Source organism: Ruminococcus sp. AF20-12LB (assembly GCF_003478985.1).
Lineage (GTDB): Bacteria > Bacillota > Clostridia > Lachnospirales > Lachnospiraceae > Blautia_A.
On the sequence record NZ_QUGH01000002.1, the window covers coordinates 150522 to 166075 of the forward strand.

Consider the following 15554-nt stretch of genomic DNA (forward strand, 5'->3'; position numbering starts at 1 on the left):
GCGTATATAAAACAGACAAAAAAACTCCCCTGACTGCCTGTAAAGGCGGAAGCAGGGGAGTTTTTTTGTTACAGAAGCATGGGATTTAGTTATCCTGTGCGTCCTCTTCGTTAACCTGGAATACGTGACGCTTCTTGGCCATTTCGTCACTGGCAAGATACTCGTCGTAAGTGGTGATCTTGTCTACCAGCTTGCCGTTAGGAAGGATCTCCATGATACGGTTTGCAGTTGTCTGTACAAACTGGTGATCGTGTGAGGTGAAAAGGATCACTCCAGGGAACTTGATCAGTCCGTTGTTCAGTGCTGTAATAGACTCCATATCCAGATGGTTGGTCGGCTCATCCAGGATCAGGATATTGGCACCTGAGATCATCATCTTGGAAAGAAGACAGCGGACCTTCTCACCACCGGAAAGAACACGGACACGTTTTACACCATCCTCACCAGGGAAAAGCATACGGCCAAGGAATCCACGGACGTAGGTTGCGTCCTTGATCTCGGAGTACTGTGTCAGCCAGTCGGTGATAGTAAGGTCGTTATCGAATTCCTGTGTGTTATCCTTTGGGAAATATGCCTGGGAAGTGGTAACACCCCATTTGTAATTTCCTTCATCCGGCTCCATTTCACCTGTAAGGATCTTGAAGAAGGTTGTGATGGCCTGCTCGTTGGCACCCACAAAGGCAACCTTATCTTCACGACCCAGAGTGAAGGAAATGTTGTCCAGAACCTTTACTCCATCAATGGTTTTAGACAGATTTTCCACCATGAGGACTTCGTTTCCGATCTCACGGTTCGGGCGGAAGTCGATGTATGGATATTTACGGCTGGAAGGACGCATGTCATCCAGCTGGATCTTTTCCAGGGCACGCTTTCTGGAAGTCGCCTGCTTGGATTTGGAAGCATTGGCGCTGAAACGGGAGATGAACTCCTGGAGCTCTTTGATCTTCTCCTCTTTCTTTTTGTTGGCCTCTTTCATCTGCTTGATCAGAAGCTGGCTGGATTCAAACCAGAAGTCGTAGTTTCCGGCATAAAGCTGGATCTTGCCATAATCGATATCAGCAGTATGTGTGCAGACCTTGTTCAGGAAATAACGGTCATGGGATACTACGATAACCGTATTGTCAAAATTGATCAGGAACTCCTCCAGCCATTCGATAGCAGGAAGATCCAGGTGGTTGGTCGGCTCATCAAGAAGAAGGATATCAGGATTTCCAAAAAGAGCCTGTGCAAGAAGAACCTTGACCTTCATACTACCGGTAAGGTCTGCCATCTGTGTATAGTGGAACTCGGTGTCGACGCCGAGACCGTTGAGAAGAGTAGCAGCATCGGACTCTGCTTCCCATCCGTTCATCTCTGCAAACTCACCCTCAAGCTCGCTGGCACGGATGCCATCCTCGTCTGTGAAATCTTCCTTTGCGTAAATGGCTTCTTTCTCTTTCATGATCTGATAGAGTCTTTCATTACCCATGATGACAGTATCCAGAACCGGATAAGCATCATATTTGAAATGATCCTGCTGCAGGAAAGAAAGTCTCTGACCGGGGGTGATCACAATGTCACCCTTGGTAGGCTCGAGCTGACCGGAAAGGATTTTGAGGAATGTAGATTTTCCTGCGCCGTTGGCGCCGATCAATCCATAACAGTTACCCTCTGTAAATTTGATGTTAACGTCTTCAAACAGCGCTTTTTTTCCAACGCGCAGTGTGATGTTATTTGCTGAAATCATATCATACCTCTTTTTTCATTAAATAAATATCGTTTCAATTACATACGAAAGCATTACAATCGTTTCCTATTGTACCGTAAACTGAAAAATTTGCAAGCTGTATTTTCCTTTTTTCGGCTAAATAAAGGAAAAACAGGGGATTACTTTGGATCACAGGAAAATAATAACCTTTTATTATATAAAAAAATGGGTTATACTGTCGTATGTGGTAATGAAGCATTCCGGGGATATGGATATCCGGCTCTCTGGTACGTCAGAAACACCCGGGAACGTGGCAGATCGGATGGAATGCGGAAACTATCATAAATCAGCAGCTTAGTTGAACAGAAGAGAGGTTAAAAATGTTTATCACCAGAGAAAGCGATTATGCGATGCGGGTTATCCGCGCATTGATGTGGGAGCCGCGTTTGAGCGTCAGCGAGATCTGTGAGAGGGAATCGATCACAGCACCCTTTGCATACAAGATACTGAAGAAGCTTCAGAATGCAGGGCTCGTGGAAGGATACCGCGGAGTTCATGGCGGTTACGCGCTGAAGAGAGATCCGGAAGAACTGTCATTATATGAGATATACAGTGCGATCGATCCGGATATGTCCATCATTGAGTGCCTGAACGGCACATATCAGTGTCCAAGGAACGGACAGGACGGAGTTCCCTGCCATGCACATGATGAGCTTAAGGAGATCCAGGATCAGCTGTGGACAATGCTCCGGCGGAAATCCATGAAGGATCTTTTCGGAAAAGAGGAGAAGTGATTCCCGGATGTGAGTTGGGATAAGCGTATGAGATGATAAGGAGAGCGGTTTGGAGAGAAAAATTTCCGAACAGCTCTTTTTTATTTGTGAAAAAGATAACGGCGTTTGTACAAGATATTGTACAAAAAACAATGAAAGAAAATGGACATAACTGGGAATCTATGATATAATAACCAATGGAATTTTAGGCCTTCATAAGCCTAAATAATATATTTTTTAACAAACCTTTAAGGAGGAAAAAACAATGGCAAGAAAGATGAAAACCATGGATGGTAACCATGCAGCCGCTCATGCATCATACGCTTTTTCTGATGTAGCTGCTATTTACCCGATTACCCCTTCATCTGTAATGGCTGAGGCTACAGATGAGTGGGCAACTCAGGGAAGAAAGAACATCTTTGGACAGGAAGTACAGGTTACAGAGATGCAGTCTGAGGCAGGTGCAGCAGGTGCCGTTCACGGTTCTCTGGCAGCAGGTGCCCTGACTACAACCTATACAGCTTCCCAGGGTCTTCTGCTTATGATCCCGAACCTTTACAAGATCGCTGGTGAGCAGCTTCCGGGAGTTATCAATGTATCTGCCCGTGCACTTGCTTCTCACGCACTTTGTATCTTCGGAGATCATTCCGACGTTATGGCCTGTCGTCAGACCGGATGCGCAATGCTTTGTGAGTCTTCTGTACAGGAGGTTATGGACCTTACACCGGTTGCTCATCTTGCAGCGATCAAAGGAAAAGTTCCATTCATCAACTTCTTCGACGGATTCCGTACATCTCATGAGATCCAGAAGATCGAGACATGGGACTATGAAGATCTGAAAGATATGGCAGATATGGACGCAATCGCAGAGTTCCGTAACCGTGCTCTGAACCCGAACCATCCATGTCAGAGAGGTTCCGCTCAGAACCCGGATATCTTCTTCCAGGCAAGAGAGGCATGTAATCCATATTATGACGCTCTTCCGGCAGTTGTTCAGGAGTACATGGACAAAGTTAACGAGAAGATCGGAACAGACTACAAACTGTTCAACTACTACGGAGCTGCTGACGCTGAGCACATCATCGTAGCTATGGGTTCCGTAAACGATACCATCGAGGAGACCATCGATTACCTTATGGCAGCTGGCAAGAAAGTCGGTGTTGTTAAAGTTCGTCTTTACAGACCATTCTGTGCACAGGCTCTTATCGATGCAATCCCGGATACAGTTAAGCAGATCTCTGTTCTTGACAGAACAAAAGAGCCAGGAGCTCTTGGCGAGCCTCTGTATCTTGATGTTGTTGCAGCTCTTCGCGACAGCAAGTTCAGCGATGTTAAGATCTTTACAGGACGTTACGGACTTGGTTCCAAAGATACAACACCTGCACAGATCGTAGCAGTATATGAGAACACTGAGAAAGAGAAATTCACAATCGGTATCGTTGATGATGTTACAAACCTTTCTCTTGAGACAGGCGCACCACTTGTTACAACACCAGAGGGAACAACAAACTGCAAGTTCTGGGGACTTGGAGCTGATGGTACTGTAGGTGCTAACAAGAACTCCATCAAGATCATCGGTGACAATACAGACATGTACGCTCAGGCTTACTTCGATTATGACTCCAAGAAGTCCGGCGGTGTTACAATGTCTCACCTTCGTTTCGGTAAGAAACCGATCAAATCCACATACCTGATCCACAAAGCAAACTTTGTTGCATGTCATAATCCGTCCTATGTTAACAAATATAACATGGTACAGGAGCTTGTTGACGGAGGTACATTCCTTCTGAACTGTGCTTGGGATATGGAAGGACTTGAGAAACATCTTCCGGGACAGGTTAAAGCTTTCATCGCTAACCACAATATCAAATTCTACACCATCGACGGTGTTAAGATCGGTATTGAGACCGGCATGGGACCAACACGTATCAACACAATCCTTCAGTCCGCATTCTTCAAGCTTACAGGAATCATTCCTGAGGAGCAGGCTATCGAGCTTATGAAGGCTGCTGCTAAGGCTACTTACGGACGTAAGGGTGATGACGTTGTTAAGAAGAACTGGGCAGCTATCGATGCCGGTGCTAAACAGGTCGTAGAGGTTCAGGTTCCGGAGAGCTGGAAGAACGCTGAGGACGAGGGACTCTTCATGTCTCACGCATCCCACGGTGCTCAGGAAGCTCAGGACTTCGTAAACAACATCCAGTGCAAGATCAACGCTCAGGAAGGTAACAGCCTCCCGGTATCTGCATTCAAGGATTATGTAGATGGTACAACACCATCCGGAACAGCTGCATATGAGAAACGTGGTATCGCAGTTAACGTTCCTGTATGGGTTCCGGACAACTGTATCCAGTGTAACCGCTGTGCATATGTCTGCCCGCATGCTGCAATCCGTCCGGTTGCTATGACAGCAGATGAGACAGCTAACGCTCCAGAGGGTATCAAGACACTTCCGCTTACAGGAATGAAAGACTATACATTCACAATGACTGTATCTGCTCTTGACTGTACAGGATGTGGTTCCTGTGCAAATGTCTGCCCAGGAAAGAAAGGCAACAAAGCTCTTGAGATGGCTCCGCTTGAAGCTAACACAGAAGAGCAGAAATTCTTCGATTACGGTGTAACACTTCCACAGAAGGAAGACGTTATCGCTAAATATAAAGAGACAACTGTAAAAGGCAGCCAGTTCAAACAGCCGCTCCTTGAGTTCTCCGGCGCTTGTGCAGGTTGTGGTGAGACACCATACGCTAAGCTGATCACACAGCTCTTTGGTGACAGAATGTACATTGCAAATGCTACAGGATGTTCCTCTATCTGGGGTAACTCTTCACCATCTACACCATACACAACAAACGCTAAGGGACAGGGACCTGCATGGTCAAACTCTCTGTTCGAGGATAACGCAGAGTTCGGTTATGGTATGCTTCTTGCACAGCGTGCGATCCGTGGCGGTCTGAAAGAGAAGATCGAAGACCTTGTAGCTAACGGAACAAACGAGGATGTTAAGGCAGCTGGTCAGGAATGGCTGGATACTTACGCTGTAGGCGCAACAAACGGTGCAGCTACAGAGAAACTCGTTGCAGCTCTTGAGGCTTGCGGATGTGACAAGGCTAACGAGATCCTTGCACAGAAAGACTTCCTCTCCAAGAAATCCCAGTGGATCTTCGGTGGTGACGGATGGGCTTACGATATCGGATTCGGTGGTGTTGACCATGTTCTCGCAAGCGGACGTGACATCAACGTTATGGTATTCGATACAGAGGTTTACTCCAACACAGGCGGACAGTCTTCCAAATCTACACCGACAGGTGCGATCGCTCAGTTCGCAGCAGGCGGAAAAGAGACTAAGAAGAAAGATATGGCATCTATCGCAATGAGCTATGGCTATGTATATGTAGCACAGATCTCCATGGGTGCTGACTTCAACCAGACTGTAAAAGCAATCGCAGAGGCAGAAGCATATCCGGGACCATCCCTGATCATTGCTTATGCTCCATGTATCAACCATGGTATCAAGAAAGGTATGAGCAAAGCTCAGACAGAGGAAGAGCTGGCAGTTAAGTGCGGATACTGGCACAACTTCAGATTCAACCCGGCTGCTGAGAACAAGTTCAGCCTTGATTCCAAGACACCGGATATGGAGAACTATATGGACTTCCTGAACGGTGAGGTTCGTTACAATTCTCTGCAGCGTCAGAATCCTGAGAAAGCTGCAAGACTGTTTGCTAAGAACGAGTCTGAGGCTCAGGCTAGATATGAGTATCTGCAGAAACTTATCACTCTTTACGGAGCAGATAAGAAAGAAGACTAATTATTGATCAATAGTTGCTGTTTATACAGTGTGCTTGCTGATTAAGCATTAGGTGACAGGCCTGCGGTGTTTAGCGCACCGCAGGCCTTTTTCATATACAGGAGAGACATACATGAAAAGAGTTTTTTCGAAGGAGAAATCCCGGAAAGAAAAAAAAGCAGATTTTTATATTCTGTATACGATTGTTTTTGCAGCGATCTCGCTGTTTATTTACAGTTGTTTTTATTTCAATGGAAAATCCCTGATCTGGAGTCATGACGGTGTTCCGCAGCACATCAATGCACTTGCCTATTATGGAAAATATCTGCGGAATGTTCTGCAGACGCTGGTGACGGAGCATAATCTTTCTCTTCCTATGTGGGATATGCATATCGGATACGGTTCCGATATCCTTACGACACTTCATTATTATGTGATCGGCGATCCGCTGACCTTACTGTCCGTTTTTGTACCGGAAAAGGATACAGAGATTTTATATGAGCTCCTGATCTTTCTCCGTATTTATCTGTCGGGCATCACATTCAGTATTTACTGTTTTTACCGCAAAAATCCCAAACAGGCCACATTCCTTGGAAGCCTTGTTTATATTTTTGCAGGGTGGACCATTTATGCGTCCATGAAGCATCCATATTTTTCCAATCCCATGATCTATCTGCCGCTGGTCCTTATGGGAATTGAAAAGATTTACAAAAAAGAAAAGCCACACCTTTTTATCTGTGCGACGGCTGTAGCGGCAATGTCTAATTTTTATTTCTTTTATATGATCAGTATCTTTATGGTGCTGTATGCAGCTTTCCGGTATTTTGGAATATTCCGCAGGCGTTCAGTAAAAGATGTATTTCAGTGGTTCCTGAAATTTGCAGGCTTTTATCTGGTTGCACTTATGATCGCTGCACTGATCTTTTTACCTGTGGTCATGACTCTGTTTGGAACAGAGCGCTTTCAGGCGCAGAATTATGTGCCGCTGTTATATGACCGCATTTACTACGAAAAATATCTCGGCTGCCTGATCGGCGAAAATATGATCCAGTGGGGCGTTGCTGGATATTCCGCAGTCGCAATGGCAGGCGTGTTTGTGATCTTTTCCAAAAAGAAAAAATATACGGGACTGAAGCTGGGCTTTGTGCTTCTGAACCTGTTTTTGCTGATCCCCTTTGCAGGTCATGTACTGAACGGATTTTCATACGTGTCCAATCGATGGATCTGGGCATATGGAATGCTGATCGCATATATCCTGGTACAGGCATATCCTGAACTGTTTACTCTGGGTATCAGGGAAAAACGACGGATATTTGTGATGCTGCTGATATATGGCGGGTTGGCACTGTTTTCGGAATCTGCCCGCACGGAACGCAATATTATGGCACTGATGATGCTGGTCCTGGCTGTGTTTACAGTGGTTTCCTACGGAAACGTATTTACACAGGGAAAATATCTCTGTGGAATGATCGTCGCAGTGCTTGTGACCAGCATCTTTCTGAATGTTTCATATCAGTATTCTTACGAAAAAGATTACCTGTCAGAATTTGAGGAAAAGAATCAGGCGCTGGAAAAGCTTCAGGCCGGACCGGACAAAGCAATCCGGTCAATGGATGATTCAGCGGTTGCCAGATATGACCAGTACAAAACGGGCTCTTACGTAAACACTGCCATGTATATGGGAACCAATAGTACCTCCTATTATTTCAGTGTGGCCAATGGAAATATCAGCCGTTTCTTTGATGAGATGTATCTGAATACCCCCTGGGATTATCATTACAGCAGCCTGGACGGACGGAGTATCCTGGATCGTCTTGCCTCCGTGAAATATTTTGCCATCAAAAAAAGCGGATATGGGTATCTGCCATACGGCTATGACAGTGAAGCAGCAGTCACAAAAAAATACAGGATCTACGAAGACGAGGATTCCCTTCCCCTTGGTTATACCTATGATTCCTGGATTCCCAGAGAAAAGTATGAAAAGCTTTCCGTGACCGAAAAGCAGCAGGCACTCCTGCAGGGGGCAGTTCTTGAGGACAGCAGTCTTTCTGAGGCAGATCTGACCTTTGATGATAAGAAAGCAGATTTTACACTGGAAGCAGGAAAAGGCTGTAAGATTAAAGACGGAAAGATCATTGTGACCAAAGAAGGAGCAACCGTACAGATCGGATATCAGGGAGAACCGGAGGCAGAGGTTTATCTTGTGGCAAAAAATCTGGATTTTAATGCCTATTCTCCACGTACAGTGGTCAGTGATAAAAAATGGGATTCCATGACAGAATATGAGAAGAATACAGTACGTTATGAAGATAATAACTGGCGCTACTGGAAAGAAAGCAAGGAATCAGCAGTGGATGTTTCGCTGGGATCCGTGGACAAGACTATCCGGATCTTTACAGATAAATACAACGGCTACAGCGGAAGACATAATTTTCTTCTGAATATGGGATATAAAAACTATTCTGCAGGAACTATGACACTGACATTCTCCATGCCGGGAGAATATACCTTTGATGATCTGTATGTGGTATGTCAGCCTATGTCTTCTGTCGAAGAACAGACAGAGGAGCTTGGAAAAGAAGCTCTTCAGAATATCAAAATGGAGACAAATTGCATTCATGGAGATATCACAACCACTTCCGATAAGATCCTGGTATTTTCCATTCCCTACAGCGCAGGCTTTACCGCCTATGTAGATGGAGAAAAAACAGAACTTGTGAAGGCAAACAGTATGTATATGGGACTGGAATTAAAAAAAGGCAGGCATACGGTCACGCTCAGATACTGTACACCGTATATTGTGCCCGGAATGATACTGACGGTGATCGGCCTTATCCTGTTTGCCGGGATCGTAATATCTTACCGGCACCGGGGAAAACAAAAAGAAAGGGGAAAACAGGAGAAATGAGCCGCTTATCGGTAGTTTTGCCTGCCTGTAACGAGGAACCGATGCTGGAGAAAACCTGCCGGACTCTCAGAGAGCTCCTGGGGCAGGCCGGGATCCTTTATGAACTGGTCCTGGTAGATGACGGTTCCTCTGACGGAACCTGGGCAGCGATAGAAAAAGTATCCGGAGAAGATAAAAATGTGACAGGTGTGCATTTTTCCAGAAATTTCGGGAAAGAAGCAGCAATTATGGCCGGCCTTGCACAGGCATGCGGAGATGCGGTGGCTGTGATGGACTGTGACCTGCAGCATCCGCCGGAGATCCTCCTGGAAATGTACCGGCTCTGGAAGCAGGGCTACGAGGTTGTGGAGGGTATCAAGAAAAAACGTGGAAAAGAAACTCTTTTTCACAGAAAAAGTGCCGGATTTTTCTATCGGATCATGTCCCGTGCCACCGGCTTTGATATGGAAAATGCTTCCGATTTCAAGCTGCTGGACAGGAAAGCGGTGGAGAGTGTTCTCGCCATGCCTGAACGGAGCATGTTTTTCCGGGCGGCATCGTCCTGGATAGGCTTCAAAAGCATCTCCGTACCTTTTGAGGTGCAGGAGCGTGAGGCAGGAGAATCCAAATGGTCTGCAGGAACGCTGATCAGCTATGCGTTTCGGAATATCGTGGCATTTACAACACTTCCGCTGCAGTTTGTAACAGCCGGTGCTGTGGGCTGCTTTGGGTGTTCCCTGCTCCTTCTGGTCTATTCTCTGATCCGGTATTTTTCCGGGCATGCGGTGGAAGGCTATACCACACTTCTGATCGTGATGCTCTTTATCGGAAGTGCCGTGATGATGAGCCTCGGGATCATCGGATATTATATCGCCAGGATCTATGAGGAAGTAAAACGCCGTCCAAGATATATCGTGTCAAAGATCATACGAGGAGGAGATACCAATGAAAAAGTGGATCCTTAAATTCTATGAAAATGATGTGATCCGTTATATTTTCTGGGGTGGTTGTACGACTCTTGTAAATCTGTTAAGCTTTTATATCATGAGGGCAGTGAAAATCCCGCTGATGAGTGCCAACATCATATCGATCATCCTGGCGATCCTGTTTGCCTATGTTGTGAATTCCAGATTTGTATTTCATGACCGCTGTGAAACATGGAGGGATCATATACAGCCCTTTCTGAAATTTATAAGTGCCCGTCTGGTGACCATGGTCATTGAGGTAGGCGGTGTATGGCTTCTGGCGGAGATCCTGGGATTGCAGGATATGTTTGCAAAATTCTGCACACAATTTATCGTGCTGGCGTTGAATTATATTTTTAGTAAATTTATTATTTTTACCACAGGTAAAAGGATTGGAGGTAGCAAATGATGACTTTGGATGAGGCAGTGAAGAAAGTCCGCCCTCTGGATGAAAAGGCTATGGAGGGGGCGAGAAAGAGATGGGACAGTATTGCAAAGCCACTGCATTCTCTGGGAGAACTGGAGAATATGCTGACACAGATCGCCGGCATCACAGGTACGCCGGAGATACGTGTGGAGAAAAAAGCGGTGGTTGTCATGTGCGCGGATAACGGAGTTGTAGAAGAGGGCGTGACCCAGACCGGACAGGAAGTGACGGCTGTCGTGGCTGAGAATTTTCTGGAAGGGACTACTACCTGCTGTGTGATGTGCCGTCAGTGTGGAGCAGAGCTTTTTCCTGTAGATGTGGGAATGGTCACAGATACAAAGGTCCGTACAGATCTTAAGGTTGCCTATGGGACCAGAAATATGACCAGGGAGCCGGCAATGACAAGAGATCAGGCGATTCGTGGCATCGAAGCCGGAATTGCCATGGCAGAGGAGCTGAAGGATAAAGGATATCAGGTCCTTGCAACCGGTGAAATGGGCATTGGAAATACCACCACCAGCAGTGCAGTAGCAGCTGTGCTTCTCGGAAAACCGGTGGAAGATATGACCGGACGTGGTGCCGGATTAACCAGTGAAGGGCTTGTCCGGAAGATCAATGCGATCAAAAAGGCGATTGCGCTGAATAATCCGGATCGTTCAGATGCCATTGATGTCCTGGCAAAGGTAGGCGGACTGGATATTGCAGGAATGGCAGGAGTATTCATTGGAGGAGCAGCACTTGGAATGCCGGTTGTCATGGACGGATTTATTTCCTGCGTATCTGCACTGATCGCAATAAAGATCTGCCCGCAGGTAAGTGATCATATCATTGCGTCTCATGTATCCAAAGAGCCTGCAGCACATCTGATCCTGAAGGAGCTTGGCAAGGAAGCGATCATCCACGCAGGCATGTGCCTGGGCGAGGGAACCGGAGCTGTGGCACTGTTTCCTATGATGGATCTGTCCTGTGCAGTATATAATTCCATGAGTACCTTTGGTGATATCAATGTAGAACAGTACGAGGAGCTGAAATAATATGCTGGTTGTTGTAACAGGAGGCAGCGGAAGCGGAAAATCTGCTTTTGCGGAAGAAACCATACTTTCCCTTGGCGAAGCCAGAAGGATCTATATTGCTACCATGCAGGCTTTTGACGAAGAAAGCCACAGGCGTATCCGCAGACACCGGCACATGCGTGCAGGAAAAGGCTTCGAGACAATAGAAAGATATACAGAACTTGATGAGCTGCTCATCCCGAAGGACTGTGTGGTTCTTCTGGAGTGCATGTCCAATCTGGTTGCAAATGAGATGTTCCGGGAAGACGGCTTCCACCCGGAGGTGGCAGAAAAGATCACAGAAGGAGTGAAAAATCTTCTTTCCCAGGCAAAGCATGTGGTGATCGTCACCAACGAGATCTTTTCAGACGGGATCCTCTACGAGAAAGAATCAGAACAGTACAAAAAAGAGCTGGGACAGATCAACCAGAAACTGGCAAAGATGGCGGAAGAGGTTGTGGAAGTCGTGTACGGGATCCCTGTATGGCATAAAGGAGGAAAGGAAGCATGAAAAGCTTGTGGAACAGTTTTAAGGCAGCCTTTGCCATGTTTTCAAAGATCCCCATGCCCATGGTGGACTGGAAGAAGGAAAACATAAAATATATGATGTGCTTTTTTCCTTTTGTGGGGACTGTCATCGGTATTCTGACATGGCTTGCAGGAGGAATCCTCGGAATGCATGCAGCTCTGGAACCATTTTTTCTCGCTGTGATCCTTACTGTGATCCCGGTATTTATTACCGGCGGCATTCATGTAGACGGGCTTCTGGACACATCGGATGCATTAAGCTCCTGGCAGGAACGCACAAGGAGGCTGGAGATTCTGAAGGATTCCCATGCAGGTGCATTTGCCATTATCACAGCCTGCGTATATTTTATCCTCTGGCTGGGAGCATGGGATCAGCTCCTTGGAAATTATAATGGGATCTGTATCATGAGCCTGGGCTTTATGATGTCCAGATGTCTTTCCGGGATCGGTGTGATCACATTTCCCAAGGCAAGGACAGACGGGACTGTGGCAGAATTTTCCAGAAATGCGTCGGAGATCGCAGTGCGAAATGTTCTTATCACGATGTTTGTGATCCTTGCAGCGCTGATGATATGGGTGGATCCGATCCTGGGTGTTCTGGCAGCTGTCAGCGCGCTTCTGGTATTCTGGTGGTATCACCATATGGCTTTGAAATATTTTGGAGGGACCACAGGCGATCTTTCCGGATTTTTCCTCTGCATCTGCGAGGTCGTGATGGCACTGGTGCTTGCTTTTTGTGGCGCATTTCACTTGTAATAAAGATTTGGATGAGGTAAAAAAGATATGGAAATGATAATCGGAGGTGCATATCAGGGAAAAGCTGCCTATGCAAAAGCGCAGTTCCCGGATGTGGACTGGAAATTCGGAGGAGAGATCACAGAAGAGGAACTTCTGAAGGCAGAGGGCGTTCTGGGATTTCAGGAATACATAAGAAAAGCTCTGAAAGCAGGAGAAGATCTCACCGGCCTGGCAGAAAAGCTGGCACAGCAGGATACGGATGTGATCCTTGTCAGTGAGGAGGTAGGCTACGGGATCGTTCCGGCGGATGCTTTTGAGCGGCAGTACCGTGAAGCTGTTGGCCGGGTGTGCACTGCACTGGCTGCAAAAAGTAGAAGGGTCACAAGAGTGGTATGCGGGATCGGGACGGTGCTGAAGGATGATTAGATTATATCTGATAAGACATGGACAGACACCCGGAAATAAGCTTCAGCGTTATATCGGAACAACGGATGAACCACTGAGCACGGAAGGAAAGGAATTTCTGGAAAAGCTGACCTATCCCATGCCGGAGGCCCTTTACGTAAGTCCGCTCTGCCGTTGTGTGGAAACTGCGGGGATTCTTTTTCCGGGAAAAAGCTTTCATATTATCGAAGAGCTTTCCGAGTGTGATTTTGGAGAGTTTGAGAATAAAAATTATAAAGAGCTTTCCGGAAATCAGGATTATCAGAGGTGGATCGACAGCAATGGAACGCTTCCTTTTCCGGGAGGAGAAAGTCGAGAAGCTTTTAAGCACCGAAGCCTTACAGGATTTCAGAAGGCCGTCACACAGTGTATCCGTAACAACATAAAGACAGCGGCTCTTGTGATACATGGCGGTACGATCATGAACATTATGGAAGAATATGCGGACAGACCCAGGGCTTTTTATGAATGGCATGTAAAAAACGGCGGTGGTTATCTGGCAGAGCTGGAGCCTGCGCTGTGGCAGAAGGGACGGAGAGAACTCTGTGTCCGTGAAGCATATATGGAGGGTTAAGTTATGAATGAACAGAAGATCAGCTGGAAACGTAGTGACTTGAAATGGCGTGGAAAACAGGCATTCAAAAAAAATTACTGGTCAGCAGTGCTGGTAAGTCTGGTGCTGGCTATTGTGATGGCAACCGGCGGAAGCGGTGCGGCCACAGGCAGTGCCGGAAATGTGGCAAGTCCGGATTACGGTGTTACAACGTATCGTTTGGGTACGGATATCAATGGCGTTACTTCTTATGTCAGCCATGTATTTCGCTCCCCACTGGCAGTGCTTTTTGCGCTTCTGAGTGCCAGTGCCGTGGTAGCTGTGGCTCTGATCGGAATCCTTTTCCATTTTTTTGTGGGAAATGTTCTGGAGGTAGGCGGAAGAGATTTTTACATTGAGAATCTTTATTCTGTACCCGGGCCCGGAAAGCTCCTCAGTGTATTTCGTTCAGGGAATTACGGTAATATCGTAAAAACCATGTTTTTACGGGACCTGTATCTTGTATTGTGGACGCTGCTTTTTATTATTCCCGGAGTGGTAAAATCCTACGAATATAAGATGATACCTTATCTTCTTGCGGAATATCCGGATATGAGCACAAAGGAAGTATTTGCAAAAAGCCGTGAGATGATGGACGGACAGAAGATGGATACCTTTATCCTGGATATTTCCTTTATTCCCTGGTCTGTCCTTTCGGCGATCACGGCAGGGATCGTGGGACTCTTTTATGTATCCCCGTATAAGGATGCAACCTATGCGGAACTTTATGATACTCTTGCGGCAGGAATGCCGGGAAACGGACAGCAGGTGTATGAAGATGAAAACAGCGGTATTTACTGATAAAATGATTCTTGTGCGCGGTGGCGGAGATCTGGCCACCGGAGTGATCCACAAGCTTCATCAGAGTGGTTATCAGATCCTGATCCTGGAATGTGACCGTCCAAGTGCCATCCGCCGTCATGTGGCTTTCTGTGAAGCCGTTTATGACGGAACTGCAGAGGTAGAAGGCGTTGTATGCAGGAGGGTCACGGAGGACGATATCCGGACCCAGTGCAGGAAATGCTGGGCACAGGGAGAGATCCCCCTTCTGACAGATACCGATGGAAAATATATCCGCGAACTGGAGCCGGAGGCAGTGATCGATGCCATCCTTGCAAAAAAGAATCTTGGGACCAGCAGGGACATGGCTCCACTGACTGTGGGACTTGGCCCGGGCTTTACCGCAGGGGAGGATGTGGATTATGTGATCGAGACCATGCGTGGACATAACCTGGGAAGGATCATAAAAAAAGGCAGTGCTCTGCCGAATACCGGAGTGCCGGGACTGATCGCGGGGATAGGGAAGGAACGTGTGATCCATTCACCGGCAGCCGGTAACATGAAAAACATCTGTCAGATCGCAGATCTTGTTGAAAAAGACCAGGTGATCGCCATGGTAGGTGATACGCCGGTGAAGGCTGCTATTTCCGGCGTGATCCGTGGGCTGATCCGGGACGGTTATCCTGTTTTTGCGGGAATGAAGATCGCGGACATTGACCCAAGGGCAGAACAGAAGAAAAACTGTTTTACGATCTCAGACAAGGCAAGGTGTATCGCAGGGGGAGTACTGGAGGTGCTGCTTTCCTGCGGAGTGCTTCCGGGAAAAGAGAAAGCCGTAAAGAATGAGGAACTGTGACCGATACAGAGCTTTTTTCCTCGGAAGAAGTACGA

General features: G+C 46.8%; 13 protein-coding genes. 12 read left to right on the forward strand and 1 reads right to left on the reverse strand.

What is annotated here, in order from left to right; all coding sequences use genetic code 11:
• Nucleotides 1-85 precede the first annotated feature (85 nt).
• Nucleotides 86-1726 carry an ABC-F family ATP-binding cassette domain-containing protein gene (locus DWX61_RS03380; RefSeq protein WP_021650411.1) on the reverse strand — a complete coding sequence of 547 codons (1641 nt, stop codon included), beginning with the start codon at nt 1724-1726 and terminating at the stop codon, nt 86-88.
• Between the two features lie 341 nt (nt 1727-2067).
• Here DWX61_RS03380 and DWX61_RS03385 point away from each other — a divergent pair, with 341 nt between their 5' ends.
• The 12 genes from DWX61_RS03385 (at nt 2068) to yqeB (ending at nt 15519) form a co-directional block, all read left to right on the forward strand.
• Entirely contained in the window at nt 2068-2481 is a 414-nt protein-coding gene (locus tag DWX61_RS03385; protein WP_110102187.1) for an RrF2 family transcriptional regulator, read from the forward strand.
• A gap of 244 nt (nt 2482-2725) precedes the next feature.
• Nucleotides 2726-6271, forward strand: a complete 3546-nt coding sequence (gene nifJ / locus DWX61_RS03390; protein WP_059085599.1) for a pyruvate:ferredoxin (flavodoxin) oxidoreductase — start codon at nt 2726-2728, stop codon at nt 6269-6271.
• A 112-nt stretch (nt 6272-6383) separates the two neighbouring features.
• Nucleotides 6384-9158 carry a YfhO family protein gene (locus tag DWX61_RS03395; protein ID WP_118623792.1) on the forward strand — a complete coding sequence of 925 codons (2775 nt, stop codon included), beginning with the start codon at nt 6384-6386 and terminating at the stop codon, nt 9156-9158.
• Nucleotides 9155-10102, forward strand: coding sequence for a glycosyltransferase (locus DWX61_RS03400; RefSeq protein ID WP_118623794.1), 948 nt, complete (start codon nt 9155-9157; stop codon nt 10100-10102). Before DWX61_RS03395 ends, DWX61_RS03400 begins: the two co-directional genes overlap by 4 nt.
• Nucleotides 10083-10511, forward strand: a complete 429-nt coding sequence (locus DWX61_RS03405; protein ID WP_118515893.1) for a GtrA family protein — start codon at nt 10083-10085, stop codon at nt 10509-10511. Before DWX61_RS03400 ends, DWX61_RS03405 begins: the two co-directional genes overlap by 20 nt.
• The gene (gene cobT / locus DWX61_RS03410; RefSeq protein ID WP_118515914.1) at nt 10511-11563 is read left to right on the forward strand and encodes a nicotinate-nucleotide--dimethylbenzimidazole phosphoribosyltransferase; all 1053 of its coding nucleotides are present in this window, start codon (nt 10511-10513) and stop codon (nt 11561-11563) included. The genes DWX61_RS03405 and cobT overlap by 1 nt, the downstream gene beginning before the upstream one ends.
• A gap of 1 nt (nt 11564) precedes the next feature.
• Nucleotides 11565-12092: a bifunctional adenosylcobinamide kinase/adenosylcobinamide-phosphate guanylyltransferase gene (locus DWX61_RS03415; protein WP_118623796.1), complete on the forward strand. Its 528-nt coding sequence runs from the start codon at nt 11565-11567 to the stop codon at nt 12090-12092.
• Entirely contained in the window at nt 12089-12865 is a 777-nt protein-coding gene (gene cobS / locus DWX61_RS03420; protein ID WP_118623798.1) for an adenosylcobinamide-GDP ribazoletransferase, read from the forward strand. The genes DWX61_RS03415 and cobS overlap by 4 nt, the downstream gene beginning before the upstream one ends.
• A gap of 27 nt (nt 12866-12892) precedes the next feature.
• Nucleotides 12893-13273: a bifunctional adenosylcobinamide kinase/adenosylcobinamide-phosphate guanylyltransferase gene (locus tag DWX61_RS03425; RefSeq protein WP_118623800.1), complete on the forward strand. Its 381-nt coding sequence runs from the start codon at nt 12893-12895 to the stop codon at nt 13271-13273.
• A complete protein-coding gene (locus tag DWX61_RS03430; protein WP_118623802.1) occupies nt 13266-13865 on the forward strand; it encodes a histidine phosphatase family protein in 600 nt (199 codons plus the stop codon). Before DWX61_RS03425 ends, DWX61_RS03430 begins: the two co-directional genes overlap by 8 nt.
• 3 nt (nt 13866-13868) lie before the next feature.
• Nucleotides 13869-14684 carry a DUF975 family protein gene (locus tag DWX61_RS03435; protein ID WP_118623804.1) on the forward strand — a complete coding sequence of 272 codons (816 nt, stop codon included), beginning with the start codon at nt 13869-13871 and terminating at the stop codon, nt 14682-14684.
• Nucleotides 14662-15519 carry a selenium-dependent molybdenum cofactor biosynthesis protein YqeB gene (gene yqeB / locus DWX61_RS03440; RefSeq protein ID WP_118623806.1) on the forward strand — a complete coding sequence of 286 codons (858 nt, stop codon included), beginning with the start codon at nt 14662-14664 and terminating at the stop codon, nt 15517-15519. The genes DWX61_RS03435 and yqeB overlap by 23 nt, the downstream gene beginning before the upstream one ends.
• The last annotated feature ends 35 nt before the right edge of the window (nt 15520-15554 follow it).

Bases quoted from the DNA above. Each gene is read 5' to 3' on its own strand.
- DWX61_RS03380 (WP_021650411.1), bottom strand. From the start codon at position 1,726: ATGATTTCAGCAAATAACATCACACTGCGCGTTGGAAAAAAAGCGCTG.
- DWX61_RS03385 (WP_110102187.1), top strand. From the start codon at position 2,068: ATGTTTATCACCAGAGAAAGCGATTATGCGATGCGGGTTATCCGCGCA.
- nifJ (WP_059085599.1), top strand. From the start codon at position 2,726: ATGGCAAGAAAGATGAAAACCATGGATGGTAACCATGCAGCCGCTCAT.
- DWX61_RS03395 (WP_118623792.1), top strand. From the start codon at position 6,384: ATGAAAAGAGTTTTTTCGAAGGAGAAATCCCGGAAAGAAAAAAAAGCA.
- DWX61_RS03400 (WP_118623794.1), top strand. From the start codon at position 9,155: ATGAGCCGCTTATCGGTAGTTTTGCCTGCCTGTAACGAGGAACCGATG.
- DWX61_RS03405 (WP_118515893.1), top strand. From the start codon at position 10,083: ATGAAAAAGTGGATCCTTAAATTCTATGAAAATGATGTGATCCGTTAT.
- cobT (WP_118515914.1), top strand. From the start codon at position 10,511: ATGACTTTGGATGAGGCAGTGAAGAAAGTCCGCCCTCTGGATGAAAAG.
- DWX61_RS03415 (WP_118623796.1), top strand. From the start codon at position 11,565: ATGCTGGTTGTTGTAACAGGAGGCAGCGGAAGCGGAAAATCTGCTTTT.
- cobS (WP_118623798.1), top strand. From the start codon at position 12,089: ATGAAAAGCTTGTGGAACAGTTTTAAGGCAGCCTTTGCCATGTTTTCA.
- DWX61_RS03425 (WP_118623800.1), top strand. From the start codon at position 12,893: ATGGAAATGATAATCGGAGGTGCATATCAGGGAAAAGCTGCCTATGCA.
- DWX61_RS03430 (WP_118623802.1), top strand. From the start codon at position 13,266: ATGATTAGATTATATCTGATAAGACATGGACAGACACCCGGAAATAAG.
- DWX61_RS03435 (WP_118623804.1), top strand. From the start codon at position 13,869: ATGAATGAACAGAAGATCAGCTGGAAACGTAGTGACTTGAAATGGCGT.
- yqeB (WP_118623806.1), top strand. From the start codon at position 14,662: ATGAAAACAGCGGTATTTACTGATAAAATGATTCTTGTGCGCGGTGGC.